This is a genomic window from Arthrobacter sp. BG3 (assembly GCF_056680185.1).
This window is the reverse complement of record NZ_CM155270.1, coordinates 3,539,191-3,564,406: the sequence shown is the minus strand read 5'-3', so window position 1 is coordinate 3,564,406 and position 25,216 is coordinate 3,539,191. Positions and strand designations below refer to the sequence as shown.

Sequence of the window (25,216 nt, the reverse complement as noted above, 5' to 3'; positions counted from 1 at the left end):
GCAGTGACTGCACACACGGATTCGTCCCCCTCAGGACCGGAAGAAAGCCAGGAATCCGGCAGCGCGGCAGGGGGTCCGCAGGAGCAGTTTTCCCCCCGCCGGACGGCCCTGGCCGGGGTGCTGAACTCGATGGCCCACCGCTTGCGCCAGCCCCTTCCCGGGGCCCAGCCGCGGCTCCGCTTCGAGATGCCCCCGGAGCAGGAAGTCGACGAAATCACGCCGGAAAGCGAGACCAGCGCCCGCTTCGGCCACCCCGGCCCGCGCATGTCCGCCCAGCACCCCCTATACGTCGGGTTCATGGGGACGGTCGGCGTCGGCGTGGCCCTGCTCGTCTACTGGATCGGTTCCAACACCACGCAGCTGCTGCTCTGGATCGTGGCGGCACTCTTTATCGCCCTGGGGCTGGACCCCGTGGTGCGCTGGCTGGAGGGGAAAAAGCTCCCCCGAGCGGCAGGCATTGTGGCCGCTGTTGGCACCCTGGGACTGGGCATCGCCGCCTTCTTTGCCACGCTGATCCCCACGATTGTCCAGCAGGTCACCCAGATCGTCGAGGAGGCCCCGCGCTGGGTCACGGACTTCATCAACTCCGACTTCTTCCGCAGCATCGACAACCAGTACGGGGTGCGTGAACGCATCACCCAGGAGCTGGAGAAGTTCGTCAACAACCCGGAGGCCATGGGCGGCATCTTCGGCGGCGTCGTCGGCTTCGGCACCACCTTGGCGAACGGCCTGTTCGGCGCCCTGATCGTGCTCGTGCTGAGCCTCTATTTCCTCGCGGCCCTGCCTGCCATGAAGAAATGGGGCTACCGGCTCGCCCCGCGGTCCCGCCGTGCCCGGGTCGCGGCGCTGTCCGAGGAAATCACCGGGTCGGTGGGCAATTACGTGATCGGCCAGGCCGTCGTCGCGCTCGTAAACGCAACCTTCGCATTCATCGTGATGTCGATCGTCGGCGTTCCCTTCGCCGTGCTGCTGGCGTTTGTCGTGGCCCTGCTCGCCTTCATCCCCCTCGTCGGCGGCCTGATCGCCGGCGTCATCGTCACACTGATCGCCCTGACGGCAGGCTGGCAGACTGCTGTGGTCTACGCCATCTGCTACTTCGCCTACCTGCAGTTCGAGGCCTATTTCATCTCCCCGCGCATCATGCAGAAAGCCGTCGCGGTGCCGGGCGCCGTCGCCGTCATCTCGGTGATCGCCGGCGGCAGCCTGCTGGGCGTCCTGGGCGCACTGATCGCGATCCCCACCGCGGCCGCGATCATGCTCCTGATCAAGGAGATCTTCATCGTCCGCCAGGACAAGCACTAGAACGTTTTCCGCTACAAATCCGCTACAAATTCCGCTACAAAAAGGACAGCCGCCGCGTGGAGCCACGCAGCGGCTGTCCTTGTCCGTAGCGGAAAGGCAGTCGGCGCTCAGGCGTGCGCCGTGGCCACCGGGCCGTTCCACTCCTGCGGCAGTTCGGCGCCTGCAGGTCCGCCGGATCCGCCAGGCAACACCTCGCCGACAATCTCGTTGAGCACCCGGCCGGCGTACTTCTCCCCCACCCACAGGTGCCTGGCACCCTCCACGCCCACTACGCGGGCCTGCGGCACCAGCGCAAAGCGTTCCGTCGCCTCGGCCGGCTGGAGGTAGTCGTCCAGCTCGGGGACCAGGACCTTGAGCGGTTTGCCGGAGGCGGCCCATTCCTTGAGGTGCACGTCCGTGGCGCGGTGCAGCGGGGGCGAGAGCAGGATGGCGCCCTCCACCTCGGAGGCCACCGGCTCCGACGCCCCGTACATCAGCGCGAGTTCGGTGCCGAAGGACCAGCCCACGAGCCAGCGGTTCGGCAGGCCGCGGTCGACGGCGAACTGCACGGCCGCTTCGACGTCGAGGCGTTCACCGATCCCCTCTTCGAACGCCCCCTCGCTGGTTCCCCGGGGCGATCCCGTGCCGCGCGTGTTGAACCGGAGCACGGCGATGCCGGCCAGGGCGGGCAGCCGGTAGGAGGCTTTGCGGTAGACGTGCGAGTCCATGAAACCGCCGTGGGTCGGCAGCGGATGGAGGGTGATCAAGGTGGCCGTCACCTCGCCGGATTCCGGCAGCGCCAACTCGCCCACGAGCCGGTGGCCGTCGCTCGTGCGGAGCACGACGTTCTCCCGGCGGGCCGGGAGAACGGTTGAAGCGCGGATCGCGGTCGGTGCGGAAGGCTGGCTGAAGACGTAGGACGCCGGGTCAAAACTCATGCGTCCAGCTTAGCGAAACCCGCCGGCGGGCCAGTCAGCGGTACCGGTAGCTGCGTGAGGTCCAGCAGTTGGTATGCCAGTGCCGCCGCTCCGCAAGCCCGGCGGCCGCCCCGAAGAGGTGGTCCTCGGACCACACCACGAGGTGGGCCACACCGGGCTGCACCGCCGTCGAACAGCCCGGACAGATGTAGGTCTTTTCGGCCCGGCTTGCGGTGATCGGCCGGACCGACCATTCTCCGTCCGGTGCGCTCTCCCTGCGGGCAAAGCCGGAGCGCGCGCGCTCCAGGTCCAGTTCCGGCGCCGGGCCGCCCTTGGCTCCGTGCTTTTGCACTTTGCCGGGTCCGGGCCGTCCGGGGACGGCGCGGCGGGGGCGGTTGGAACGGGGCATGGTTCCATTCTGCCCCAGTCCGGGTGCCTCTTCTCCCCGCAGACGGTAGTGTTGACCGGGTGCGTTTAGTCATAGCCCGTTGCTCCGTTGATTATGTCGGACGGCTCAAAGCCCATCTCCCGCTGGCCACCCGGCTCCTGCTGGTCAAGGCCGACGGTTCCGTTTTGGTCCATTCTGACGGCGGCTCCTACAAGCCGCTGAACTGGATGAGCCCCCCGGCGTCCCTGCGGGTCTCCACCCCGGACGAGGTCGATGTTGAAATCGGCGTGGTCGAACAGTGGACCGTCCAGTCCGCCAAAACCGACGACCGGCTGATCATCAACATCCATGAACAGATCCATGACACCTCGCATGAGCTCGGCCAGGACCCCGGACTGATCAAGGATGGTGTCGAGGCGGACCTGCAACGGCTGCTGGCTGACCAGATCGAGCTTCTCGGCACCGGGTTCTCCCTGATCCGCCGCGAGTACTTCACCGCCATCGGCCCGGTCGACATCCTGGCCAGGGACGCCAAGGGCGGCACCGTGGCCATCGAGCTGAAGCGGCGCGGGGACATCGACGGCGTCGAGCAGCTCACGCGCTACCTCGAACTGCTCAACCGCGACCCCCTGCTGGCCCCGGTCCGCGGGATTTTCGCCGCCCAGCAGATCAAGCCCCAGGCCAAGGTGCTGGCGAACGACCGCGGCATCGACTGCGTCACCCTCGACTATGACGCCATGCGCGGCGTCGACGACGTCGAATCGCGGCTCTTCTAAGAGTCCCCGGGCATAAGAGTCCCCGGGCCGGCTTCGGGCCAGCCGTTCCCGCAGCCTGTTGATGTCAACGGGCTGCGATGCGTCCACGGAGAGCGCTGGACCGAGCGCCAGGGGAACTGCGTTTGCCGCCCGGTCGGCCCAGGCCGCCGCAGCTGCCCCCGATGGAATGGATCCCATGCCTGGCGGACTGAGGCCGCCAGCTGCCACATTGTCTCCGCCGCGATCTGACCGAGCCGCCCGCCAGCGACAGTTCCGACAGCGATGTCAGCAATAACGCCCTTCAGTTCATCCTTGAGATGACCGGCACGGACAATGCATTGCCAAGTTTCATGCTGAGCGTGGTCTTCCCCGCGCCGGCAAGACCATTTACCAGGATCAGGGTTTGGCCACAGTCCCTTGTTGCGTCAGGGCACAAAATCCCGCATGGAATGCTGGGCCGGTAATCCGCTGTGAAATCATTCATCGATTCTTTGTACAAAATTTATGGAATTCTGCGCCGCGCCCGTTGACCTGAGCCAACTGGCATGAAATTCTTAGACCAGTCTTTGTGTAGGTGTTTTTCATGCTCGCAAGACATGTTGCGAGCGTGAAGCTCCTGCCGCCGAAGCCCGGTAATTCCGGACCCACAGCCAAGGTTCTTCTCGCGGAGTGACCAAGTCCGGCACGAAGTGTGCCGGACTTAACCCAGATCTAAAATGAGGAGAAATACATGGCACAGGGAACTGTCAAGTGGTTCAATGCTGAAAAGGGCTTCGGCTTTATCACCCCGGATGACTCCGATGGCGATGTCTTCGTTCACTACTCGGAGATCCAGACCGGTGGCTTCAAGACCCTCGACGAGAACGCACGCGTTCAGTTCGAAATCGGCCAGGGCGCCAAGGGCCCCCAGGCTACCGGCGTGACGCTGGTCTAGCACCCCGCAGCGGAACTGCCTGCGGCAGTCTCCGCGCAAAGATGGTCCCCGGCATCCGTGCCGGGGACCATCTTTTTGCCCTCGTGCCCCCGCGAAACCGGATCAGCGCACCAGCGTCCTCAGCAGCCGCGCACTTTGCCGCACCGACAGGCCCGGGAGATAGGCCTGGCTCAGCGCCCTGGCCATGGCAGGCAGCTGCAGCGGGTCCTGGTAATAGAGATACAGGGTCCGGTAATCAGGCTTGAAGCGGGACTTGAAGGTGGCAAGCGAGCGGAACCCGTACACGGGCTCGAGCGCTTTGCCGACGACGTCAAGGATCCTGGCCAGCGCCTCGGAGCCGGCTTCGTCCCCGGCGCCTGCGGCTTGCGCGGTGTCTTTAGCCAGCGGTGATCCGGACAGCGAGATGACCTCCACCGAGTTCCGCAGCTCCTTCACGGCAGAGGCGATCAGGAATTCCATCACCCCCGGGAAGGAATCCCCGCGCCTGCGCATAACGTCCAGGGTCCAGCTCACGAGGCGGCCGTCCGCGTACACCGGCAGCCAACTGGTGATGCCCTGCACCTGCCCCTCGGCGTCCACCGCAAGGCAGCAGAGCACCTCATCGTCCTCAAGTTCGTCGATGCCGCCGAGGGTGAAGCCCATTTCCGGAACCGACTTTTGGGCCGCCCACTCCTCCGAGACCTCGATCAGCTGGGCGCGCAGCGCAGGCGAGAAATCGGCGTAGCCCCCCCACACCGCATGCACCCCGCTCTTCTCGGCCCGGTTCAGGGCGGTGCGGACGTTCTGCCAGTCCTTGCCCTTGAACTCCAGTGAGCGCACAGCCAGCCTGGTTTCCTGGGCCACGGCGAGCCGCCGGTAACCGCGGCCCTCCAGCATGGGCCACAGCTCGTCGGTGCAGGAGTAGAAGCTCGGAATGAGGGCGTTTTCGGCGCAGTACTGGATGAAGCCCGCTGCGGTCTCCTCGCGGAACGCTGCCGGGCCGAAGGGCCCGGCCAGCGTCAGCGCGACATTGCCGTGCTGCTGGTAGGCCACTCCCCCGCGGCTGTCCGGTGCGAACCAGTACTTGTTCGGCTCCCACAGCGCCATCCAGGACAGCGAGTCGCCGCCCTTGCGGATCAGGCGGCGGGCCACGCCGCGGTCCTGCGCTCCGGCGTCGGTACTGTGCAGCCGGCGCTGCAGGACCAGCCAGACGGCGGCCAGGGCGACTGACCAGAAGATAATCCCGGAGGTGGCGAAAAGGAAGGCCTCGACCGCGTTGCGGCCCTGGAAGATGCGGCTGTAGATGCCGGGAATGGGCAGCGGCAGGTACTGGCGGGAGAGTTCGGCGGCCAGGCCCAGCAGCCCGCCGTCGCGGTCCATGCCGCCGGCGGCGAACCAGACGCCGGTATAGCACGAGGCCAGCACCAGCCAGGTGCCGCCCACTACGGCGGCAAGGGCCCGGCGGGCCCGGGGACTCGTCTCGACCCGGAACTGCCGGCGGTTGGCTGCGAGCAGCACCACCAGCACGAGCGGAACCACCACCAGAGGAAGCACGTGGACGAATCCTGATCCCATCACCCCGGTGCGGGGCCTATTGGGGTACTGCGGAATCCTGGCGATCAGGGACAGGTAGACGGCCGCCATGGCCGTTACGGCGAGCTGGAGCGTGATCGCGATCCGCAGGGCGAGGCGTCGGCCGTGCCGCATCCCGTCCGCACAGATCAGCAGCAGCACCACAGGTACGACCGCCAGCGCGAGACCCAGCGGGCCGGCAAAACCGGCGCGGCCCGCCTCGAGGCAGGTGACGTCGATGCTGCCGCCGCAGATTTGTTCCAGCTGGTTCAGCGTGGGCAGCGGGTTCAGGACAACATCCCGCAGCAGGGCCAGCGGACCGGTGGGGGTCCGGACCGTAGCCGTCAGGATGGGTCCGACGGCGAAGATCGCCACGGTGAGCGCCAGCAGGTTGCGCGTCTCGCGCCCGGTGGAGCGGTGGCGGTGCAGGGTGCCCTTGTCGCCCTGGATCCACCACCCGGCCGACAGCCCGGCCAGCGCCCCGGCGAACCCGACGACGGTCTCCGGGTGCCCCACGTACAGCACGAGCATCAGCGAAATGGAGACGACGGCGGTCCGCAGCCGCCGCTGCCACAGCGTGGGGAGCAGCCCGCTGGACGCCAGCGAGACGGCGAGGACCGCGGCGTACGGGCCCATCAGCCGTGCGTCCACCATCCGGCTCAGCCAGCCGTCGTCGACGTAGCGGGCAAGCTGCGTCAGCAGCAGGAACAACGTGACGGAGGCGAACTGGGCGGCGAAGTAGAACACGGCTGTGCGCCGCGTGCCCAGCTTCCGTTCGGCGAATCCCAGCAGGACCAGGATCGTCAGCGCCGCCGCGGCGTAAGCCAGCAGATTCGTGGCAAAGAACATCGAGGTGAACAGCGACCACCACCGCCCGGACTTCAGGTCCGGGGCACCGACGGACGCCACATCCAGCAGGGAGTCCGGGGGCCCGGCGAGGAAACTTCCGGTGGCCGCACCGGTGATCAGGAAGGCCGCGAGGACAGCCAGGGTGAAGGGGATGGCGCGCAGATGGCCCAGTGACTGCCGCAGGCCCTCACGCCCCAGGCCGCGGAGGGAGGCAAGTCCCGTCCCGGGCTGCCGTGCCGTTGCTGCCGGGCTCACTGGGTAATCCCCCAGCGGGATGCCAGGAAGTCGAGCCCACCGGGCAGCCCCTTGGACCCAGTCTCCCAGGAGTGCCCGGCACCGGGGATCCGGCGGGCCTCCACGGAGAATCCGGCAGCGCTGGCAGCCTCCGACAAGAGCTTCATATAGCCAATGAACTCAGGGTCCCGCTCGCCGGCGCCAAAATAGATGCCGTGCCCTTCGTAGCGGCGTTCCTGCATGAGCCGCAGCGGTGTCTGGCGGTCGAAGGCTTCGGCGTCGCCGCCGAAGGCGGCAGCGATGGTCTTCTCCCGCTCCTTGGCGAGGGCCGGTTCCTTCTCGCTTGAGAAGGCCAGCGCGGAGCTGTAGACGTCGGGATGCCGGGTCACCATCTGCATCGCGCAGGTCGCGCCGAAGGAGAAACCCCCGGCCGCCCACTTCGAGGGGTCCGGATCCACGGCCAGCGTCCGGTTGATCCAGGCGGGCACGTCCACAGCGAGGAAGGTGTCCGCCCGGGCGATCCTGCTGTCCATGCACAGCGTGTTGCCCGAGGCGGAACCGTTCGGGTCGACAACCACCACCACCGGGGCCACGCCGTGGTGCGCTGCCGCATGCTGGTCCATGCGGGCCCGCAGCGCCCCGCCGGTGAGCCAGTCCGCCGGCCCACCCGGCTGGCCGGAAAAGAGGACCAATACAGGGAGGGCAGGCCGGGGCGTGGCCTGGTAGGCCGGCGGAAGATAAATGTACGCCTCCCGGCTTTGGAACCCCGAGCTGGTGCCGGGGATCACGGCGCGCCGCAGCACGCCGCCGGCGGGCAGGTCGGCCGGCGGCTTCCACTCCGGCAGGCCGATGCCGGCGGAGGCCCCGGGGGTCCGTTTCAGCGCGTCTTCCAGCGGCTGGATCCGCGCCACGGCAGTGCCCATCAGGTCGCTCAGCGTGTGGTTGAGGCCAAAGTAGCCATTGATCTGGACGGCGGAGAGCAGCAGGACGCCAAGCAGGGCACCCGTCGCCGCCGCAGTCCTCCGGGCGGGGCGCCGGCTGGCCCCGCGTGCGGGGCTCCTGCCAGAGCTGCGCCAGCTGACCCACAGGACCGTGATCCAGAGCAGCAGTGCCGTGACCGCGGGAAGGGACCAGGCAAGAACCTCGGGCGGCAGCTCCCCCGGGAAGACGGAGAGGACATAGACCAGCAGCCAGTGGGTTGCGGCCAGCAGTGCGGCGGCGCAGAAGATGGCGGCGGCGGCGCCAAGCAGCGACTGGAGCCAGCGGGGACCCGCGGGCTGGAGGGTGAGGCGTTGTCCGCCCCGCCAGAGAAGGTAGGCCATTCCCGCCGCTCCGGCGACCCAGGCAATCCACAGGACCGGGCCGTCGACAAGCCGCAGGTCTTCGATGAAGTCCACCGGGGCTAGCGCCAGGTGCCGACGCCAATAACCGGCCCGGCCTCAAGCCAGGATGACAGCCCGGTGTAGGCGTCAAACCGCATTGCGAGCAGGACGTCCCGCCCTTCGTACCGGAGTTCGACGATCACGGCCTCGGGCTGGACCTTGACGATCTCGGATTCAGTGGGCTTGCGCCGGCCGACCAGCTCGAGCGAGCTCCGGCGGAAGGTGTGCTTCGGCCTCATGCTCAGGGAGGCGAGGCGGAACCATTCCAGGTCGTTGTCCTGATAACGACAAACCCCCATCTGCCAGCTGTTTCCAGCCGTGCAAATGGAGGCGTCCACCGTGCCCAGGGCGCGCCGCAGATTGAAGCGGCGCACCCCGGAAAGGCACAGTGCCAATACCAGCAACGCAAAGATCGTTACCAGGACGATGAACGGAAAAACTGTATCGTTCATCAAGGTCGTGCTAGCGGATCCCCGCAGTAGCTGCGTCGCCCATTTGGGCGTTGTCAGCGACAATGACGACCCGGTTGTTGTCGACGGAGAAGAAACCGCCGTCGACAACTACGGCAATGCGGTCACCGGAGACCGGCTGGATTGCCAGCTCACCTTCGGCCAGAATCGCCAGCAGGGGCGAGTGGCCGGGCAGGATTCCGATTTCACCATCGCTGGTGCGGGCCTTGACCATTGTGGCCGCTCCGGACCACACGAAGTGGTCCGCTGCGACAATCTCAACCTCAAGCTCAGCCATATTACTTGGTCTGTTCCTGGATCTTGGCCCACTGGCGCTCAACGTCATCCAGGCCGCCGACGTTGAAGAACGCCTGCTCTGCGATGTGGTCGAGGTCGCCGTCGCAGATCGCCGTGAAGCCTTCCACGGTGTCCTTGATGGTCACGGTGGAGCCTTCGACGCCGGTGAACTGCTTGGCGGTGTAGGTGTTCTGCGAGAGGAACTGCTGGATGCGGCGTGCACGCGACACGACGATCTTGTCCTCTTCAGAGAGCTCGTCAACGCCGAGGATGGCGATGATGTCCTGGAGTTCCTTGTTCTTCTGCAGGATCTGCTTGACGCGGACGGCCGTGTTGTAGTGGTCGTGGCCGATGTACTGCGGATCCAGGATGCGTGACGTCGACGTCAGCGGGTCAACGGCCGGGTACAGACCACGGGAAGCGATTTCACGGGAAAGTTCCGTGGTCGCGTCGAGGTGTGCGAAGGTCGTGGCCGGGGCCGGGTCGGTGTAGTCATCCGCGGGGACGTAGATGGCCTGCATCGAGGTGATCGAGTGGCCCTTGGTGGACGTGATGCGCTCCTGGAGGAGACCCATCTCGTCAGCCAGGTTGGGCTGGTAGCCCACGGCCGACGGCATGCGGCCGAGGAGGGTGGAGACCTCGGAGCCTGCCTGGGTGAAGCGGAAGATGTTGTCGATGAAGAGCAGCACGTCCTGGTTCTGCACATCGCGGAAGTACTCCGCCATGGTCAGGGCGGACAGTGCCACGCGCAGACGCGTTCCCGGCGGCTCATCCATCTGGCCGAATACAAGGGCGGTGTCCTTGAGGACGCCCGCCTCTTCCATTTCAACCCAGAGGTCGTTGCCTTCACGGGTACGCTCGCCGACACCGGCGAACACCGAGGTGCCGCCGAAGTTGCGCGCAACACGGGTGATCATTTCCTGGATCAGCACGGTCTTGCCGACACCGGCACCGCCGAACAGGCCGATCTTGCCGCCCTTGATGTACGGGGTGAGAAGGTCGATGACCTTGATGCCGGTTTCCATCATCTCGGTGGAACCCTCAAGCGTCGCGAAGGCCGGGGCCTTGCGGTGGATGGGCCAGCGCTCGGTGATGTCGAGTTCGGCCTCAGTCACATCAAGCGGCTGTCCGAGGACGTTGAAGATGTGTCCCTTGACGACGTCGCCGACGGGCACGGAGATGGGGGCTCCCGTGTCCACCACAGCGGTGCCGCGGACAAGCCCGTCGGTTGCCTGCAGGGAGATGGCGCGAATAACGTTGTCGCCCAGGTGCAGGGCGACCTCGAACGTGATGGTCTTGGTCTCACCGTTGAGAGTAATCTCGGTGGTGAGTGCGTGGTAAATCGAGGGGATTGCGTCAGCCGGGAATTCGACGTCGACAACCGGGCCAATAACACGTGCAATACGGCCGGTAGCACCGGTCGTCGCGGCTACGTGTTCGGTAGCAGTGGCAGTCATCTCTCTCACTTCACTCAGTAGATGGCGTTGGGGTTAAGTTTACTTTGGTGCAGGTACAGCAGGTTCCAAGCTCGGGGAGGCTAGGACGCGTTCAACGCGTCGGCACCGGCCACGATTTCGGAAAGCTCCTGCGTAATTTCAGCTTGGCGGGCAGTGTTGCGCAGACGCGTGAACTTCTTGATGAGGTCCGTGGCATTGTCACCGGCGGACTTCATTGCCCGCTGGCGTGCAGCAAGCTCCGAAGCCGCTGCCTGCAGCATCGCGGCGAAGATACGTGATTCGATGTAGCGCGGCAGCAGAGCATCAAGAACCTGCTCCGTTTCCGGCTCGAATTCGTAGAGCGGCAGGAGGTCCGTTTCGGACGCCGCCTGCTCTTCGACAACCTCGAGCGGGAGAAGACGGACAACCGTCGGCTCCTGCGTCACCATGGACTTAAAGCGTGTGTAGACGACATGGATCTCGTCGACGCCGCCCTCTGCGTAGTCCGTCGCAAAGTCAGCCAGCAATGCCTCGCCGATTTCCTGTGCGGTGGCAAACTCCGGCGCATCCGTGCCGCCGGTCCAGACCCGCCCGTAGGGACGGTTCCGGAAGTCGAAGTATGCCTGCGCCTTGCGGCCGACCAGGTAAAACTTGACTTCCTTGCCCTCCTCGACGAGGAGCTCGTTGAGGCCTTCCGCCTGCTTGAGCACACTCGCGGAGTACGAACCTGCGAGGCCACGGTCCGAGGTGATTACCAGGACGGCGGCCCGGCGGATCTGCTCCGGCTCGGTGGTCAGCGGGTGGTCGATTTCGCTCTGGCTTGCGACAGCAGAAACGGCACGCGTGATGGCGTTTGCGTAAGGCAGTGAAGCTGCTACGCGTGCTCGGGCCTTGCCGATGCGCGAGGTAGCGATCAGTTCCATCGCCTTGAAGATCTTGCGCATCGACGTCGTCGAGCTGATCTTCTGGCGGTAGACCCGGATCTGGGCTCCCATACTTATCCTTTCCTAAGATCCCGGTGGCCGGGACTGCCGGAACCTTGTGGGTCCCGGCAGTCCCTGCCAGCGAAACTAGCGCTTCTGCTTGACGATTTTTTCCTGGTCGACCTGTGCCTCGTCGATGGGGGCGTGTTCTTCGTGCCCCGCACCCACCAGGAGGTTGTCTCCCTCGCCGAAGAAGCCCTTCTTGAAGTCCACGATCGCGGTCTTCAGTGCTTCTGCAGTGTCATCGCTCATGACGTTGGTCTGGGCCAGCGTCGTGAGGATGGAGGACTTGTGCTTGAGGTGCTCCAGGAACTCGGTCTCGAAGCGGTTGATGTCCTCAACCGGAACGTCATCGAGGTAACCGTTGGTGCCGGCCCAGATGGAAACGACCTGGTTCTCAACCGGGAACGGCGAGTACTGGCCCTGCTTGAGCAGTTCCATCAGTCGTGCGCCGCGGGTCAGCTGCTGGCGCGATGCGGCGTCGAGGTCCGACGCGAACATGGCGAACGCCTGCATGTCGCGGTACTGGGCCAGTTCCAGCTTCAAGGTACCGGAGACCTTCTTCATGGACTTGACCTGGGCGGCGCCACCCACGCGGGAGACGGACACACCCACGTCGACGGCCGGACGCTGGTTGGCGTTGAAGAGGTCCGACTGCAGGAAGATCTGGCCATCGGTAATGGAGATCACGTTGGTCGGGATGTAGGCGGAAACGTCGTTTGCCTTGGTCTCGATGAGCGGCAGGCCGGTCATCGAACCAGCACCGAGCTCGTCAGAGAGCTTGGCACAACGCTCCAGCAGACGGGAGTGCAAGTAGAAGACGTCGCCCGGGTAGGCTTCGCGTCCCGGCGGGCGGCGGAGCAGCAGCGATACTGCACGGTAGGCCTCGGCCTGCTTGGAGAGGTCATCGAACACGATGAGGACGTGCTTGCCGCCGTACATCCAGTGCTGGCCGATCGCCGAACCGGCGTACGGTGCCAGGTACTTGAAGCCTGCGGGGTCGGACGCGGGGGAAGCCACGATGGTCGTGTACTCCAGTGCGCCGTTGTCCTCAAGCGTCTGACGGACAGCCGCGATCGTCGATGCCTTCTGGCCGATGGCTACATAGATGCAGCGCACCTGCTTGTTGACATCCCCGGAAGCCCAGTTGGCCTTCTGGTTGATGATCGTGTCGATGGCGATGGCCGACTTGCCGGTCTGACGGTCACCGATGATCAGCTGGCGCTGGCCGCGGCCGATCGGGATCATGGCGTCGATAGCCTTGAGCCCGGTCTGCATCGGTTCGTGGACCGACTTGCGCTGGGTCACACCGGGCGCCTGGAGTTCCAGTGCACGGGTGGTCTCGGCCTTGATCTCGCCGAGGTCATCGATGGGCTCGCCCAGCGGGTCAACGACGCGGCCAAGGAAGGCATCGCCGACCGGAACGGACAGAACCTGTCCGGTGCGGTGTACTTCCTGGCCCTCTTCGATTCCGGTGAAGTCACCGAGGATGATGACGCCGATTTCGCGGACGTCGAGGTTCTGGGCCAGGCCCAGCGTGCCGTCTTCGAAGCGAAGCAGCTCGTTCGCCATGACCGAGGGAAGGCCCTCAACACGGGCGATGCCGTCACCTGCGGTTGTTACACGGCCGACCTCTACGCGCTCTGCGTTTCCGGGTTCGTAGGACGCCGCGAACTCGTTCAACGCAATACGGACGTCGTCGGCGTTGATGGTCAATTCGGCCATCTGCAGTCCCTGCTCTCCTGTTTTCGTGATCATCGTTGCTCACGATGACCGGGGTTTCGTTTCGTTAAGTTGTGCTTGTCCGGCTAGCCGGCAAGCTGACGATGAAGCTGGCCCAGGCGGGCGAGGACCGAAGCGTCTACCACTTCGTCACCAACCTGGATCCGGATGCCACCGATCAGTGCCGGGTCAACGTTCATGTTGATCTTGAGCTCGCGCCCGTAGAGGGCATTGAGCCCTGCCTGCAGACGGCTGATCTGGGTCTCCGTCAACGCACGGGTGACGCTGACCGTTGCAATCCAGCGCTGCTGGCGCTTGGCAGCAAGCTCGGCGAAACGACGGACGAGTTTGGTCACCTTGAGGCCACGTGGCTGCGATACCGCCTGTCCGATGAGGACCTTCGCCTCCTCGCTTGCACTGGGTACAAGCTTTTCAGCGAGGACAACCTTGGCAGCCGGGCTCGCCTGCGGTTCAGACACGGCACGCTGTACCTCGTGGTTGGATTCGACGACCTGGTTGAAGGAGAACAGGTCGTTCTCCAGCACTTCCAGACCGCTGATCCCTGAGGCAGAGACGGCAGACTTGTTTTCAGCAACGGCGATTACCACCGAAGCGGCAAGAGTCTCGAGGGCATCGCCGATATCGCGAGCCGATGCCCAGCGTGAGCCGGCCAGTCCGCTCGTGATTTCCACAGCATCAGCGGAGACTTTCCCGCCGAAGAGCTGCTTGATAAGCGCCGACTTTTCGTCACCGCTGCGGGACGGATCGGTCAGGGCGCGGCGCAAGCCAGCCGAGCTGTCCACCGTTCCCAGGATTCCGAAGAGTTCCTTTGCCAACTGCAGCGAGGCAAAAGGAAGCTTGGCTTCCAGCGCCATCAGGGCCGCGGTCAGCGATTCGCTCGATACACCTGCCATTACTTAGCTGCACCTGCGTTCTGGTTCTCCAGATCTGCCAGGAAGCGGTCAACCACACGCGCTGCACGCGCATCATCGTCAAGCGACTCGCCGACGATGCGGCCTGCCAGCGTAGTGGCCAGCGTGCCGACCTCCGCGCGGAGCGACACAACGGCAGCCTGGCGCTCGGACTGGATCGCCGCGTGAGCCTGGGCCGTGATGCGGGCAGACTCTGCAGCTGCCTTTTCCTTCAGGTCCGCAAGGATCTGGGCGCCTTCGGCACGTGCTTCCTCGCGGATGCGGTTGGCCTCGGCACGGGCATCGGTGAGCTGCTGCTTGTACTCCTCGAGTGCGGCGGAAGCCTCTGCCTGGGCCTTTTCAGCCTTGGCAATGCCGCCCTCGATGGCCTCGGCACGCTCTGCGAAGGTCTTCTCGAACATCGGGACAACATACTTGACCACGATGTACATGAGGACTGCAAAGCCTACGAGGACGACAAACATTTCCCAGATGTTGGGAACCAGAGGGTTAGTGCCCTCTGTGGCGGCTGAGATGATCAGCTGCTTCATATTTCACCCGTCCTTATCTACTTGGTTCTGGATGTTCGCTCGGGTTCTGAAGGTTTACTTGAGAACGAACGCGAAGACCAGGCCGAGGATGGCGAGGGCTTCAGTCAGTGCAAGGCCGAGGAATGCGATCGGCTGGAGAACGCGCTGGGCTTCCGGCTGGCGTGCGACGCCGTTGATGTAAGCAGCGAACACGAGACCCACACCGATACCACCGCCGATGGCCGAGAGGCCATATCCGATGAGGTTGAGGGAGCCGTTGATGGAGCCTTCCATTTTTCTTCCTTTCAAGATGCCATCTATGTGGCAGGTTGTTTGGGTTGCTTCATCCCCCGGAGGGGAAGTTTGTGGGTGCCTTAGTGGCTGTCCGCGTGCAGGGCGCCTTCGATGTAGATCGCGGTCAGCAGGGTGAACACGTACGCCTGCAGAACCATGATCAGCGCTTCCAGCATGTACATGGCGACCGCGCCGCCAAGGACCAGGACCGAGGCGCCCTTCAGCAGGACGTTCTCCTGCATGATCAGGAATTCGATTCCGGAACCGGCAATCATGACGATGAGGTGGCCGGCCAGCATGGTCGCGAACAAACGCAGACTGTGCGTGACCGGGCGGACCAGGAAATTGGAGATGATCTCGATCGGAATCACGATCGGAAGAATGTAGCCCGGGACTCCGGACGGCACGGTGGCCAGCTTGAAGTAGCGCAGGCCGTTCTTCTTGACGCCGATGGCGATCCACGTGACATACACGATCACGGCCATCACGTAGGCGCCGCCGACATGCGAGAAGGTGGGGAGCTGGATCACCGGAATGGCGCCGTAGATGTTGTTCACCAGGATGAAGAAGAACAGGCTGAACAGCAGCGGGACGTACTTCATGAAGTCTTTGCCGCCGATAATGTCCTTGCCGATGCCGTTGCGGACGAAGCCGTAGGCGGCTTCACCTGCAAACTGCAACCTGCCGGGGACGAGCTGGCCCTTGCGGGCAGCCATCAGAAAGAATGCGGCGATAATAACGACCGAAAGGATTACAAGCAGCATCTGCTTGGAGAATCCGTCGGCCGCCCCCCACGGCAGGATTGCCGGCAGGTGGATTTCTTCAATTCCAGGAGGCGTAAAAGTTCCTGAATCTTGGGCCGGGAGCGCAAGCGCGATCAACGCGTTTCCTCTCTGCAGTGTCCATCATTGGGCGTTGGTAGGAGAAAGTCGACGTTGCCGTCAGGCTCTCCCCCTGTGAAATTATTTGGCATTACTGATCCTCGTCCTTGGACGGGCCACGTGCAGCAGTGTCTTCACCAGTCGAATTTCGGAGACTGGTGAGGCCGTGCATATGAGAAAGATAGAACCCTCCCGCGGCTCCAAGCAGGGCGCCTGCGAGCACAATCCAGCGGGTTCCCCACAGATTATCCAGACCCCACCCTATCAAACTCCAGACCACGATTCCGCCAACAATGTAGCTGAAGACGGCGATCCCGGCGTTGTATCCGCCGTCGCGTCCGTTGTCGGAAACACCGGGGGCGCCGGCGGTCGTTTGGGGGGTGCCGGGGTTCTTCCGGCGTCGGTCCTTGCGGCTAGACATCGGTGCCGCCTTCCGGGGTCTCGGGGTCGTTGTAGAGCTGGAGCCGTGCCTTGCTGAAACCGACAATCTCGGCCGCCTGCCACAGCACCACAGTCACGACGGCGCCAGCCAGGAACCAGTTCCCGTTCAGCCAGTCGGGACTGCCGATGGCGAACAGCACCACGGCAAAACCGACGACCTTGATGAAATATGTCGCCGCAAAGAGGCCGATGGCTCCGGAAGAGTGGTTGCGGCCGCCGAAGTGGCCGACCAGGAGGCTGATCGCGAAGAAGGCGATTACCAGCGCCCCGCCGAAGAGGGACGAAAGCGCGGCCGCCATGCCGTCGAGCAGGAGCGCGGCCAGGCTGGTGACCAGCAGGGCACCGCCGCCAACAGCCGAGCTGATGGCCAGCAGTCGCAGCCACAACGATTTTGTGGGTCCCGAGACACCAACTTCTCCGGCGCCGGACGTTCGTCCGGGTTCGGCGTTGGAGGTCATCAGATCCCAATCGTCGAGGGGTGTTTGCTGGTCAGAGTGGCGCGGCGAAGGACCGCACCTGAATTCTACAATAGATAGAAATTATTCGGAAAAGCCCGCGTCATCCCTCTTCGGCCGACGAATGGGGACCCCGTCCCGGGGCCTTGTGGCGCAGGTAGGGCCAGGCCGTGACTCCGGCCATGATGATCATCGCCGCCAGCCCGCCGACCACGACGAACTGCCACGGGTAGACGGCAAACGCCAGGCCGCTGAATGCCAGCACGCAGGTCCAGAGGTACATCAGGATGACAGCACCGCGGTGCGAGTACCCGATGTCAAGGAGTTTGTGGTGGAGGTGGCCGCGGTCCGCCGACCACGGCGAACGCCCGAGCGCGGTGCGCCGCACGACGGCCAGGCTGAGATCGAGCAGCGGCAGGAACAGCACTGCGAAGGGCAGCAGGATCGGGATGATGGTGGGGATACCGTTGGCCCGGTCGTACAGCCCGGAGCTGATCTGCCCGGTGGACACGATGCCGGCCGAGGCCATGATCAGGCCGATCAGCATGGCCCCCGAGTCACCCATGAAGATCTTCGCAGGGAACCAGTTATGCGGCAGGAAGCCGATGCAGGCGCCGACGAGCACGGCGGTCAGCAGCGTTGCAAGGTCCGAGCGGTCCAGCAGCACGGCTGTCCGGTGTACCCAGTATGCCGTCAGGAAGAAGGCCGTCCCGCCGATGATGGCGACGCCCGCCGCGAGCCCGTCGAGCCCGTCGATGAAGTTAAAGGCATTCATGGTGGTCACGATCAGGCCGGCCGTCAGCACGATGCTCACGGTTTCGGTCTCGATAACGATGGGCTCCGGGATGAACGGAATGATGGTCATCCGGACCCCCCAGACCGCCACCACCAGGGCGGCGGCGCTTTGCCCGATCAGCTTGACCCACCAGCGCAGATCCAGCAGGTCATCCGCCACCCCGACGAGGACGATCACGGCTGAACCCGCCAGGATCCCCCAGGGTGCATCGTTGTTACGGAAGATGTCCTTGACGAAGAACGACTGGCTCGCTATGAGCAGGGCGACGAGGAATCCGGCGAAGATCCCGAGGCCTCCCAGCCTCGACAGGGGGGTTGAGTGCATGTCACGGCTGCGGATCGGCGAGAACAGCTCCATCCGGTTTCCGACAAAGCGGGCACCCCAGGTCGCCGTGTAGCTCACGACTGCCGCTGAGAGCATCATGAGCAGGTACATAGTCACGGCGAAGACACCCGCTTGGAGCCGTCAGCACAAGGCCCCCCCGGTTGCGCAGCCCGGAACCACGGCGATGCCTCGTGACTCCGGGATTGGGGTGAACTCAGTTGCTGTGGGTCTGTCTTGCAGTAAATGAAACTTCTCCGTCGCCGTGCGCAGGGCAGGCAGTGCGTAGTGCCTGACAGGGCTGTATTACAGTGGACTCTAGTCAAGATACTAATGCCATCGGCCACCTGTCTTCGCGTCACACGGCCCGTTGCCGGCGGGAAAACCACCGGCGGCCGTGCTGAAAGGAACACTCGATGACCCTGTCGGTTGCAGTTGCCGCCGTGACGTTTGACCGTCCCCGGGAGCTGGCAGTTCTGCTGAACGCCATCAACAACCAGACAGCAGCGGTTCGCTCCATCTGCCTTGTGGATTCCGGCACGGTCCCCGCCAGGGACGTCGCGGAAGCGCACCAGAATGTGGATTATGTCCGGTCCGAAGCCAACCTTGGCGGTGCCGGCGGTTTCTCCCTGGCGATCCTCAAGGCAGTAGCCACCGGCGCCGACTGGATCTGGATGATGGACGACGACGCCGAACCCGCCGACCCGGAGTGCCTGGCCACCCTCATCCGGGAGGCGGAGGCCCGCGGGCTGGAAGCGGTCGTCCCCCTCGTCGTCGCCCCCGGCCACCCCGACCGGTTGTCCTTCTTCTTCCGCCTGGACGGCAAGGTCACACACGACCGGGCCGAGGTGGAGAAGATCGGTTTCCTGCCGAACGACGGCCATTTCTTCAATGGCGCGCTGATCCGTTCGGACGTCTTCTTCAAGGTCGGGTTGCCGGACATGCGCCTGTTCATCCGCGGTGACGAGGTGGACTTCACCATCAGGCTCCGCAAGGCCGGCATCAGGTTCGGCACCGTCACGACGACGGCGATCACGCACCCGCACGCCTTCGCCGAGACCAAGCATGTCTACGGCGCCCGCTGGCATGTGATCGTTCCGGAATCGGCGTTCAAGCGCTACTTCTACTACCGGAACCGCGGCTACCTGATCCGCCGCCACTTCCGGATCAAGTCGCTCGTCGCCGATGTGGGCGGCTATCTCGGCTACTTCCTCCGCAGGGGGGACCTCCGGGGCCTCGCGGACTGGTTCGGGGCTTTTTCCGCCGGGCTGCGCGGCAAGGGTTTCGGTCCCCTGAAGGACCAGAAGTTCTAGCGCCTGGGCTGTAGCCGGCGCCGGATCAGCAGCCCGGTGAGCAGCCACGGCTCACCAAAGACCCGGTAGGCGACGCGCCGGGGGTGGAGGACCAGCCGCCAGGCCCATTCCAGGCCAAGGCGCCCGAGCCAGCGGGGCGCCAGTTTCTGGATCCCCGCGATCTGCTCGATCGCCCCGCCAACGGCACAGTAAACGGCGGGAGGCAGCGTCGCCAGCCGGCGCGTGAGCACTTGCTCCTGCAGCGGCATGCCGAGCCCGAGCAGAACCAGCTGCGGACGGAACTCTGACAGCCACTGGACGGCGGACTCTTCGAGTTCCTCGTTCCAGCCCTCCCCCGGCATTCCGGCGACCCGGGCGTGCGGGACCAGCGTAGACAGCCTGTCCACGGCCTGCGCGTTGGCCACGGGGCCGGCTCCGATCACGGCGATCCGCTTCAGACCGTCGACATTGGCCAGGGCGGGGATCCAGTCCGTGGACCCCAGCCGGTAGTCCATGACCGGGACCTCGCCCTGCTGGGCCTCGCCGCCGCGGGCCCAGAGGATCAGCACCGGGGCGCCGTCGATCAGCACGACGTCACTGTGCTGGTAGAACTCGCGGAAGCCCGGATCGGAGTGGCACAGCGTGACGCTGTGGAGGTTGTGGCCCACCACGGTGCGGGTCGTGCCCTCCGCGACGAAGCGGCTGAGTACCGCCGTCAGTTCGGGGACCGTCAGGGGTGTCGCGTCCACGTCGAGGACGGGGACGCGCTGTCGCTGGAGGGTCATGCGGTTCCGGCCCCCGGGCTGGGACGTTCCGCAGGCGCAGCAGGCTCTTCGGCCACCGGGAACTCCGCCGCGGATTCAGGCGCAGCAGGCTCTTCGGCCACCGGTAACTCCGCCGCGGATTCAGGCGCAGCAGGCTCTTCGGCCACCGGTAACTCCGCCGCGGATTCAGGCGCAGCAGGCTCTTCGGCCACCGGTAACTCCGCCGCGGATTCAGGCGCAGCAGGCTCTTCGGCCACCGGTAACTCCGCCGCGGATTCAGGCGCAGCAGGCTCTTCGGCCACCGGCAGCTGCTCGGCAGCTGCCGGCTCCTCGCCGACGGCCAGCACCTCCGGGACCACCGAGCGGAGCCGCTCCAGGCTGATGGCACCCTGGCGGACCACCCGCAGCGGCAGGGCGGTGGCGTCCACGATGGTGGACGGCAGCGCCTCGGCACCTTCGGCCGGACGCGAACCGCCTTCGAGGTAGACCTCCACGGACTCTGCGAGCTGGGCTTCGGCGTCGGCGGCGGTCTGCGCCGCGGCCTGGCCCGTGCGGTTCGCCGAGGAGACGGCCAGCGGCCCGGTCAGCGTCAGCAGGTCCTGGGCGACGTCGTCGGCCGGTATCCGCAGGGCGACGGTGCCCCTGGTCTCGCCGAGGTCCCAGTCGAGGGAGGGCTGGGCGTGCAGGATGAGCGTGAGCCCGCCCGGCCAGAACGCCTCGGCGAGGCGCCGGGCCTCGGCCGGAACGTCCGTGGCAAGGCCGTCGAGGGCGTTGAGCCTCGGGATGAGGACGGGCGGCGGCATCTTGCGACTGCGGCCCTTCGAGGCCAGCAGCAGGGTCACCGCGAGGGGGGAGAACGCGTCGGCGGCGATCCCGTACACGGTGTCCGTCGGGAAGACGACGCACTTGTGTTCCCGGATGGCCCGCTGGGCATGTTCTAGTCCTGCAGCGCGTTCCTCGGCTGCCGTGCAATCGTAGCTAGTCGTCACTGGCCTATTCTTTCATCACTGATGCGTTGCCCTGGTCACCGCGGGGCAGTCGGGTCGGCGAGGACGGCACTGGTGGCCCGGTCCTTGCCGTTGAGGTCACGATGGGTGGTCACCGCGGTCCACAGCCCGGATCGCTCCAGCATTGCGGCGATCCAGCCGGCCTGGACTTCGGCGTGTTCCATCACGAAGTAGCCGCCGGGCACCAGCAGCCTGGCGGCGGAGGCCGCTGCCGCCGTCGGAAGCTCCATGCCGTCCGCTCCCCCGCCGTACAGCGCCTCGGGCGGATCGTGCAGCGCCACTTCGGGTTCGTTGGGGACCGCATCGGCCGGAATGTAGGGCGGGTTGGACACGACGGCGTCAAAGGTTCCGTTGTGCTCCGGCAGGGCATCGCGCAGGTCTCCGCGGATGAGGTGGACGCCGAGGGGAGCCAGGTTTTTCGCCGCCCAGGCGTGCGCGAACTCGCTGTATTCCACCGCGTGGACTTCCGCCCCGGGGACCTCGTGCGCAATCGAGCCGGCGATCGCCCCGGAGCCGGTGCCCAGGTCCACGACCTTGGGGTGCGCCAGGGCCTGCAGCCGGTCAATCACGAGCTGGACCACGGATTCAGTTTCCGGGCGGGGAATGAAGACCCCCGGCCCGACCGCGAGTTCCAGGTAGCGGAAGTGCGCGACGCCGGTGATGTGCTGCAGCGGTATCCGCTGGGCCCGCTCGGCGACGAGCTCCTGGTAACCGTCCGGGGCGGGCGTGTCACCGAGCATCAGGGCGCGGAGCCGGCCGAGACCGACGCCGAGCAGGTGCTCGGCGAGGAGTTCGGCGTCCACCCGCGGGCTCGGGACCCCCGCGGCGGCCAGGACGGCGGTGGCCCCGCGGACCGCGTCCGCGAGGCTCAGCCCGGTTCCTTCTGTCATCACTGCGCGCGCCGGACTAGTCGCCGATGGCGTCGAGGCGGGCCTGCTCGTCCATCTCGATGGCCGACTGAATGACCGGCTCCAGGTCGCCGTTCATGACCTGGTCCAGGTTGTAGGCCTTGTAGCCGGTGCGGTGGTCCGCGATCCGGTTTTCCGGGTAGTTGTAGGTCCGGATGCGCTCCGAGCGGTCCATGGTACGGATCTGCGACTTGCGCTGGGCCGAGTTCTCGGCGTCAATCTGCTCCTGCTGGTGGGCCAGGATGCGGGCGCGGAGGACGCGCATGCCGGCTTCGCGGTTCTGCAGCTGCGATTTCTCGTTCTGCATGGCCACCACGATGCCGGTGGGAAGGTGGGTGATCCGGACTGCGGAGTCGGTGGTGTTCACGGACTGGCCGCCGGGGCCGGAGGAACGGTAGACGTCGATCTTGAGATCGTTCTGGTTGATCTCGAGTTCTTCGGGCTCATCCACTTCCGGAAGCACCAGAACGCCGGCGGCGGAGGTGTGGATCCGGCCCTGGGATTCCGTCACGGGAACGCGCTGCACACGGTGCACGCCGCCTTCGAACTTGAGCCGCGCGTAGACGCCCTCGGCCGGATCGTTCGAGTTGCCCTTGATGGCCACCTGGACATCCTTGTAGCCGCCCAGGTCCGATTCGTTGGCGGAAATCATCTCCGTCTTCCAGCCGCGGGATTCCGCGTACCGGGTGTACATCCGCAGCAGGTCGGCCGCGAACAGGGCGGCCTCGTCGCCACCCTCGCCGCCCTTGACTTCGAGGATCACGTTGCGGGCGTCGTCGGGGTCGCGCGGGATCAGGAGCCGGCGCAGCTTGGCCGCGGCGGTTTCCAGCTTGGCCTCCAGCTCGGGCACTTCCGCCGCGAACTCCGGGTCCTCCCCCGCCATTTCCCTGGCAGCCGCAAGGTCATCCTGGATGCCGTGCCAGGCGTGGTACGCCTCGACGATGCCGTTCAGCTGTGCCGAGCGCCGCCCCAGCTTCCGGGCGAGCTTCTGGTCAGCGTAAACAGCAGGATCCCCAAGCTGTGCCTGGATGGCATCGTGCTCATCCAACAGGCCCTGTACGGACTCAAACATTTTCAAACCTCTTTCGACTCTTACCAAGTCTAGTTACTGCAACGCGGGGTCACTTACGGCCCATTCCAAGGGCCCCGATGGGCTCTAAGTGACCCCGCGTTGCTGTTGGAGCGGAGTCACTGGTTAACGCAACAACCGCTCGGGTAATTGGCGGCCCGGGAAGGGCCGCCAATCTCCGAGCGGTTGACGTCAGCTATTTGTCGTTGTCGGACTTCGCACCAAGCGTCGTCTTCTGCACCTGCATGAGGAACTCGACGTTGCTCTGCGTCTCCCGGATCTTGTTGGTCAACAGCTCAAGGCTCTGCTGCGTTTCAAGTCCGGACAGGACCCGGCGCAGCTTCCACATGATCTTGACTTCCTCGGGGGACAGCAGGTTTTCCTCACGGCGGGTACCGGACGCGTTGACGTCCACGGCCGGGAAGATGCGCTTGTCCGCGAGCTGGCGGGACAGGCGCAGTTCCATGTTGCCGGTTCCCTTGAACTCTTCGAAGATGACCTCGTCCATCTTGGAACCGGTCTCGACGAGCGCGGTTGCCAGGATGGTCAGTGAGCCACCGTTTTCGATGTTGCGGGCTGCACCGAAGAAGCGCTTCGGCGGGTACAGCGCTGCGGAGTCGACACCACCGGAGAGGATACGGCCGGAAGCAGGTGCCGCCAGGTTGTAGGCACGGCCCAGGCGGGTCATCGAGTCGAGGAGCACCACGACGTCCATGCCCATTTCCACGAGGCGCTTGGCACGCTCGATGGAAAGTTCGGCCACGGTCGTGTGGTCGTCGGCGGGACGGTCGAAGGTGGAGGCGATGACCTCACCCTTGACGGTGCGCTGCATGTCCGTGACTTCTTCGGGGCGTTCGTCAACAAGCACCATCATGAGGTGCACCTCAGGATTGTTGGTGGTGATGGCGTTGGCGATGGACTGCAGGATGAGCGTCTTGCCGGCCTTCGGCGGCGAAACGATCAGGCCGCGCTGGCCCTTGCCGATCGGGGCAACCAGGTCGATGACCCGGGGGCCAATCTTCTTGGGGTCCGTTTCGAGGCGCAGGCGCTCCGAGGGGTACAGCGGGACCAGCTTCGCGAATTCGACGCGGTCCTTGAGTTCCTCGGGGGTCTTGCCGTTGACCGAGGTGACCCGGACGAGGGCGTTGAACTTCTGCCGGGCGGTCTGCTGCTGGCCGCCCTGCGGGGCCTCGCCTTCACGGGGTGCACGGATGGCACCGACGACGGCGTCGCCCTTCCGCAGGTTGTACTTCTTGACCTGGGCGAGGGACACGTAGACGTCATTCGGGCCCGGCAGGTAGCCGGAGGTGCGGATGAACGCGTAGTTCTCCAGCACGTCCAGGATGCCGGCGACAGGCAGCAGGACGTCGTCCTCGGTGACCTCGACGTCGTCGACGTCCGGTCCCTGCACGCGTCCCCGACGACGGTCGTTGCGGTCGCGGAAGCGGTCGTTGCGCGAAGTATTGTCGCGGCTGTCCTGCCCGCCGGAGCGCTCGGGACGGTCGTTGCGGTCATTGCGGTCGCGCCGGTTACGGCGGTTCCGGCGGCTGCCGCCGTCACTGTCGTCATTGTCGCGGGTGCCAGTGTTGTCGCGGGTGTCGCGGGTGCCGGCGGATTCGTCGCGGCCTCCGCGGGTCCGGATGCTCTCACGGCGCTGGCCGTCTTCGCTGCCCGGTTCCGCCTGGCGCTGGTCGGAGCGCTGTTCGGAACGCTGTTCCGTGCGCTCGGCCTGACGCTGCTCGCCGGAAGCCTGCTCGGCCGGCGCCTCGACGGCGGGTGCAGCCTGGGCTGCGTTCTGCCCTGAGCCCTGTCCGCCGGACTGCTCGGCAGCTTCGCCGCGGCGGCGGTTGCGGGTGCGCGGCTGGCGGGTGCGTTCGCTGCCTTCCGTCGCGGAGGTGGCAGAGCCGGACTCGGCAGTGCCGGCCTCCGCGGAAGCGGCCGGCGCCTCCACTGCGGGCGCGGCCTGGGTCTCGGCGGTCGTGATGACGCCGTCGCTGCCGGCGCGGCGGCTGCGTCCGCGTCCACGGGCACGGGGGTTTTCCTGGGCCGGGGCTTCGGACTCGGCGGCGGGCAGCGCGGCCGGGGCCGCAGACTGGGCCACGGTGCCGTTGTCGGTCGCCTTCTCAGCGGCGCGGGTCGGAGCCTTGCTCACCGGAGTGCCGGCGCGGTGTGCGGAAATGGCAGACACAAGATCGCCCTTCCGCATCCGGGAACCGCCGGAAATCCCCAGCTGGCTCGCAAGAGCCTGCAGCTGGGCGAGCTTGAGGCCTGCAAGGCCGCTGCTCTTGGCGGGTGCGGCCGTTGACGATCCGGCAGCAGAAGATGATATTTCCACAGCTGAAGACAGCTCAGTGGTTTCGGTCACGAAG

General features: G+C 65.6%; 25 protein-coding genes. 4 read left to right on the top strand and 21 right to left on the bottom strand.

The window, feature by feature from the left end; genetic code table 11:
- Window positions 1-129 precede the first annotated feature (129 nt).
- Complete coding sequence (locus AC1MFL_RS16000) at window positions 130-1,302, top strand: AI-2E family transporter (RefSeq protein ID WP_479815514.1); 1,173 nt, start codon at window positions 130-132, stop codon at window positions 1,300-1,302.
- A 107-nt stretch (window positions 1,303-1,409) separates the two neighbouring features.
- On the opposite strand, the gene AC1MFL_RS15995 is transcribed toward AC1MFL_RS16000, so the two are convergent.
- A complete protein-coding gene (locus AC1MFL_RS15995) occupies window positions 1,410-2,219 on the bottom strand; it encodes an alpha/beta hydrolase (protein ID WP_479811034.1) in 810 nt (269 codons plus the stop codon).
- 34 nt (window positions 2,220-2,253) lie between these two features.
- Complete coding sequence (locus tag AC1MFL_RS15990) at window positions 2,254-2,607, bottom strand: ATP/GTP-binding protein (RefSeq protein WP_479811032.1); 354 nt, start codon at window positions 2,605-2,607, stop codon at window positions 2,254-2,256.
- 59 nt (window positions 2,608-2,666) lie between these two features.
- On the opposite strand from AC1MFL_RS15990, the gene nucS reads away from it, so the two are divergent.
- Complete coding sequence (gene nucS, locus AC1MFL_RS15985) at window positions 2,667-3,362, top strand: endonuclease NucS (protein WP_226761532.1); 696 nt, start codon at window positions 2,667-2,669, stop codon at window positions 3,360-3,362.
- 709 nt (window positions 3,363-4,071) lie between these two features.
- Window positions 4,072-4,275: a cold-shock protein gene (locus AC1MFL_RS15980; RefSeq protein ID WP_024365900.1), complete on the top strand. Its 204-nt coding sequence runs from the start codon at window positions 4,072-4,074 to the stop codon at window positions 4,273-4,275.
- Window positions 4,276-4,377: 102 nt separating this feature from the next.
- Here the strand turns inward: AC1MFL_RS15980 and AC1MFL_RS15975 are convergent, their stop codons facing one another.
- The 14 genes from AC1MFL_RS15975 to AC1MFL_RS15910 form a co-directional block, all read right to left on the bottom strand.
- Window positions 4,378-6,930, bottom strand: a complete 2,553-nt coding sequence (locus AC1MFL_RS15975; RefSeq protein ID WP_479811029.1) for a bifunctional lysylphosphatidylglycerol flippase/synthetase MprF — start codon at window positions 6,928-6,930, stop codon at window positions 4,378-4,380.
- Window positions 6,927-8,306, bottom strand: a complete 1,380-nt coding sequence (locus AC1MFL_RS15970; protein WP_479811027.1) for an alpha/beta hydrolase — start codon at window positions 8,304-8,306, stop codon at window positions 6,927-6,929. Before AC1MFL_RS15970 ends, AC1MFL_RS15975 begins: the two co-directional genes overlap by 4 nt.
- Window positions 8,307-8,311: 5 nt before the next feature.
- On the bottom strand, window positions 8,312-8,743 hold the full coding sequence (locus tag AC1MFL_RS15965; RefSeq protein WP_479811025.1) for a DUF2550 domain-containing protein: 432 nt from the start codon (window positions 8,741-8,743) through the stop codon (window positions 8,312-8,314).
- Between the two features lie 10 nt (window positions 8,744-8,753).
- Complete coding sequence (locus AC1MFL_RS15960; protein ID WP_024366377.1) at window positions 8,754-9,038, bottom strand: F0F1 ATP synthase subunit epsilon; 285 nt, start codon at window positions 9,036-9,038, stop codon at window positions 8,754-8,756.
- 1 nt (window position 9,039) lies between these two features.
- Window positions 9,040-10,494, bottom strand: coding sequence for a F0F1 ATP synthase subunit beta (gene atpD / locus AC1MFL_RS15955; RefSeq protein WP_479811023.1), 1,455 nt, complete (start codon window positions 10,492-10,494; stop codon window positions 9,040-9,042).
- Window positions 10,495-10,574: 80 nt separating this feature from the next.
- On the bottom strand, window positions 10,575-11,468 hold the full coding sequence (locus AC1MFL_RS15950) for a F0F1 ATP synthase subunit gamma (protein WP_226761536.1): 894 nt from the start codon (window positions 11,466-11,468) through the stop codon (window positions 10,575-10,577).
- Between the two features lie 75 nt (window positions 11,469-11,543).
- A complete protein-coding gene (gene atpA / locus AC1MFL_RS15945; RefSeq protein ID WP_479811021.1) occupies window positions 11,544-13,181 on the bottom strand; it encodes a F0F1 ATP synthase subunit alpha in 1,638 nt (545 codons plus the stop codon).
- An 83-nt stretch (window positions 13,182-13,264) separates the two neighbouring features.
- The gene (locus tag AC1MFL_RS15940) at window positions 13,265-14,092 is read right to left on the bottom strand and encodes a F0F1 ATP synthase subunit delta (RefSeq protein WP_479811019.1); all 828 of its coding nucleotides are present in this window, start codon (window positions 14,090-14,092) and stop codon (window positions 13,265-13,267) included.
- Entirely contained in the window at window positions 14,092-14,640 is a 549-nt protein-coding gene (locus AC1MFL_RS15935; RefSeq protein WP_479811017.1) for a F0F1 ATP synthase subunit B, read from the bottom strand. Before AC1MFL_RS15935 ends, AC1MFL_RS15940 begins: the two co-directional genes overlap by 1 nt.
- A gap of 54 nt (window positions 14,641-14,694) precedes the next feature.
- Window positions 14,695-14,913, bottom strand: a complete 219-nt coding sequence (atpE, locus tag AC1MFL_RS15930) for an ATP synthase F0 subunit C (RefSeq protein WP_003804776.1) — start codon at window positions 14,911-14,913, stop codon at window positions 14,695-14,697.
- A gap of 80 nt (window positions 14,914-14,993) precedes the next feature.
- Window positions 14,994-15,794 (bottom strand): F0F1 ATP synthase subunit A, encoded by an 801-nt coding sequence (gene atpB, locus AC1MFL_RS15925; protein ID WP_479811015.1) that lies wholly within the window; start codon window positions 15,792-15,794, stop codon window positions 14,994-14,996.
- Window positions 15,795-15,885: 91 nt separating this feature from the next.
- Window positions 15,886-16,215, bottom strand: a complete 330-nt coding sequence (locus AC1MFL_RS15920; RefSeq protein ID WP_479811013.1) for a hypothetical protein — start codon at window positions 16,213-16,215, stop codon at window positions 15,886-15,888.
- The gene (locus AC1MFL_RS15915; RefSeq protein WP_479811011.1) at window positions 16,208-16,693 is read right to left on the bottom strand and encodes a hypothetical protein; all 486 of its coding nucleotides are present in this window, start codon (window positions 16,691-16,693) and stop codon (window positions 16,208-16,210) included. Before AC1MFL_RS15915 ends, AC1MFL_RS15920 begins: the two co-directional genes overlap by 8 nt.
- 100 nt (window positions 16,694-16,793) lie before the next feature.
- The gene (locus AC1MFL_RS15910) at window positions 16,794-17,927 is read right to left on the bottom strand and encodes an MraY family glycosyltransferase (protein ID WP_479811009.1); all 1,134 of its coding nucleotides are present in this window, start codon (window positions 17,925-17,927) and stop codon (window positions 16,794-16,796) included.
- Between the two features lie 296 nt (window positions 17,928-18,223).
- Here AC1MFL_RS15910 and AC1MFL_RS15905 point away from each other — a divergent pair, with 296 nt between their 5' ends.
- Window positions 18,224-19,120 (top strand): glycosyltransferase, encoded by an 897-nt coding sequence (locus tag AC1MFL_RS15905; RefSeq protein ID WP_479811007.1) that lies wholly within the window; start codon window positions 18,224-18,226, stop codon window positions 19,118-19,120.
- Here the strand turns inward: AC1MFL_RS15905 and AC1MFL_RS15900 are convergent.
- From AC1MFL_RS15900 to rho, 5 genes are all read right to left on the bottom strand, one after another.
- Window positions 19,117-19,884 carry a WecB/TagA/CpsF family glycosyltransferase gene (locus AC1MFL_RS15900; RefSeq protein ID WP_479811005.1) on the bottom strand — a complete coding sequence of 256 codons (768 nt, stop codon included), beginning with the start codon at window positions 19,882-19,884 and terminating at the stop codon, window positions 19,117-19,119. The genes AC1MFL_RS15905 and AC1MFL_RS15900 overlap by 4 nt on opposite strands.
- Window positions 19,881-20,852, bottom strand: a complete 972-nt coding sequence (locus tag AC1MFL_RS15895) for an L-threonylcarbamoyladenylate synthase (RefSeq protein WP_479811003.1) — start codon at window positions 20,850-20,852, stop codon at window positions 19,881-19,883. Before AC1MFL_RS15895 ends, AC1MFL_RS15900 begins: the two co-directional genes overlap by 4 nt.
- 35 nt (window positions 20,853-20,887) lie before the next feature.
- Entirely contained in the window at window positions 20,888-21,760 is an 873-nt protein-coding gene (gene prmC, locus AC1MFL_RS15890; RefSeq protein WP_479811001.1) for a peptide chain release factor N(5)-glutamine methyltransferase, read from the bottom strand.
- A 16-nt stretch (window positions 21,761-21,776) separates the two neighbouring features.
- Window positions 21,777-22,850, bottom strand: coding sequence for a peptide chain release factor 1 (gene prfA / locus AC1MFL_RS15885; RefSeq protein WP_301226704.1), 1,074 nt, complete (start codon window positions 22,848-22,850; stop codon window positions 21,777-21,779).
- Between the two features lie 193 nt (window positions 22,851-23,043).
- Window positions 23,044-25,212 carry a transcription termination factor Rho gene (gene rho / locus AC1MFL_RS15880; protein ID WP_479810999.1) on the bottom strand — a complete coding sequence of 723 codons (2,169 nt, stop codon included), beginning with the start codon at window positions 25,210-25,212 and terminating at the stop codon, window positions 23,044-23,046.
- Window positions 25,213-25,216: the final 4 nt, after the last annotated feature.

Excerpts from the sequence above, each read along its gene's own strand:
- AC1MFL_RS15950 (WP_226761536.1), bottom strand. The coding sequence starts at position 11,468 with ATGGGAGCCCAGATCCGGGTCTACCGCCAGAAGATCAGCTCGACGACG.
- atpD (WP_479811023.1), bottom strand. The coding sequence starts at position 10,494 with ATGACTGCCACTGCTACCGAACACGTAGCCGCGACGACCGGTGCTACC.
- atpA (WP_479811021.1), bottom strand. The coding sequence starts at position 13,181 with ATGGCCGAATTGACCATCAACGCCGACGACGTCCGTATTGCGTTGAAC.
- atpE (WP_003804776.1), bottom strand. The coding sequence starts at position 14,913 with ATGGAAGGCTCCATCAACGGCTCCCTCAACCTCATCGGATATGGCCTC.
- AC1MFL_RS15905 (WP_479811007.1), top strand. The coding sequence starts at position 18,224 with ATGACCCTGTCGGTTGCAGTTGCCGCCGTGACGTTTGACCGTCCCCGG.
- AC1MFL_RS16000 (WP_479815514.1), top strand. The coding sequence starts at position 130 with ATGGCCCACCGCTTGCGCCAGCCCCTTCCCGGGGCCCAGCCGCGGCTC.
- AC1MFL_RS15990 (WP_479811032.1), bottom strand. The coding sequence starts at position 2,607 with ATGCCCCGTTCCAACCGCCCCCGCCGCGCCGTCCCCGGACGGCCCGGA.
- AC1MFL_RS15995 (WP_479811034.1), bottom strand. The coding sequence starts at position 2,219 with ATGAGTTTTGACCCGGCGTCCTACGTCTTCAGCCAGCCTTCCGCACCG.
- AC1MFL_RS15980 (WP_024365900.1), top strand. The coding sequence starts at position 4,072 with ATGGCACAGGGAACTGTCAAGTGGTTCAATGCTGAAAAGGGCTTCGGC.
- AC1MFL_RS15940 (WP_479811019.1), bottom strand. The coding sequence starts at position 14,092 with ATGGCAGGTGTATCGAGCGAATCGCTGACCGCGGCCCTGATGGCGCTG.
- prfA (WP_301226704.1), bottom strand. The coding sequence starts at position 22,850 with ATGTTTGAGTCCGTACAGGGCCTGTTGGATGAGCACGATGCCATCCAG.
- AC1MFL_RS15935 (WP_479811017.1), bottom strand. The coding sequence starts at position 14,640 with ATGAAGCAGCTGATCATCTCAGCCGCCACAGAGGGCACTAACCCTCTG.
- AC1MFL_RS15915 (WP_479811011.1), bottom strand. The coding sequence starts at position 16,693 with ATGACCTCCAACGCCGAACCCGGACGAACGTCCGGCGCCGGAGAAGTT.
- AC1MFL_RS15960 (WP_024366377.1), bottom strand. The coding sequence starts at position 9,038 with ATGGCTGAGCTTGAGGTTGAGATTGTCGCAGCGGACCACTTCGTGTGG.
- AC1MFL_RS15920 (WP_479811013.1), bottom strand. The coding sequence starts at position 16,215 with ATGTCTAGCCGCAAGGACCGACGCCGGAAGAACCCCGGCACCCCCCAA.
- AC1MFL_RS15965 (WP_479811025.1), bottom strand. The coding sequence starts at position 8,743 with ATGAACGATACAGTTTTTCCGTTCATCGTCCTGGTAACGATCTTTGCG.
- AC1MFL_RS15900 (WP_479811005.1), bottom strand. The coding sequence starts at position 19,884 with ATGACCCTCCAGCGACAGCGCGTCCCCGTCCTCGACGTGGACGCGACA.
- prmC (WP_479811001.1), bottom strand. The coding sequence starts at position 21,760 with ATGACAGAAGGAACCGGGCTGAGCCTCGCGGACGCGGTCCGCGGGGCC.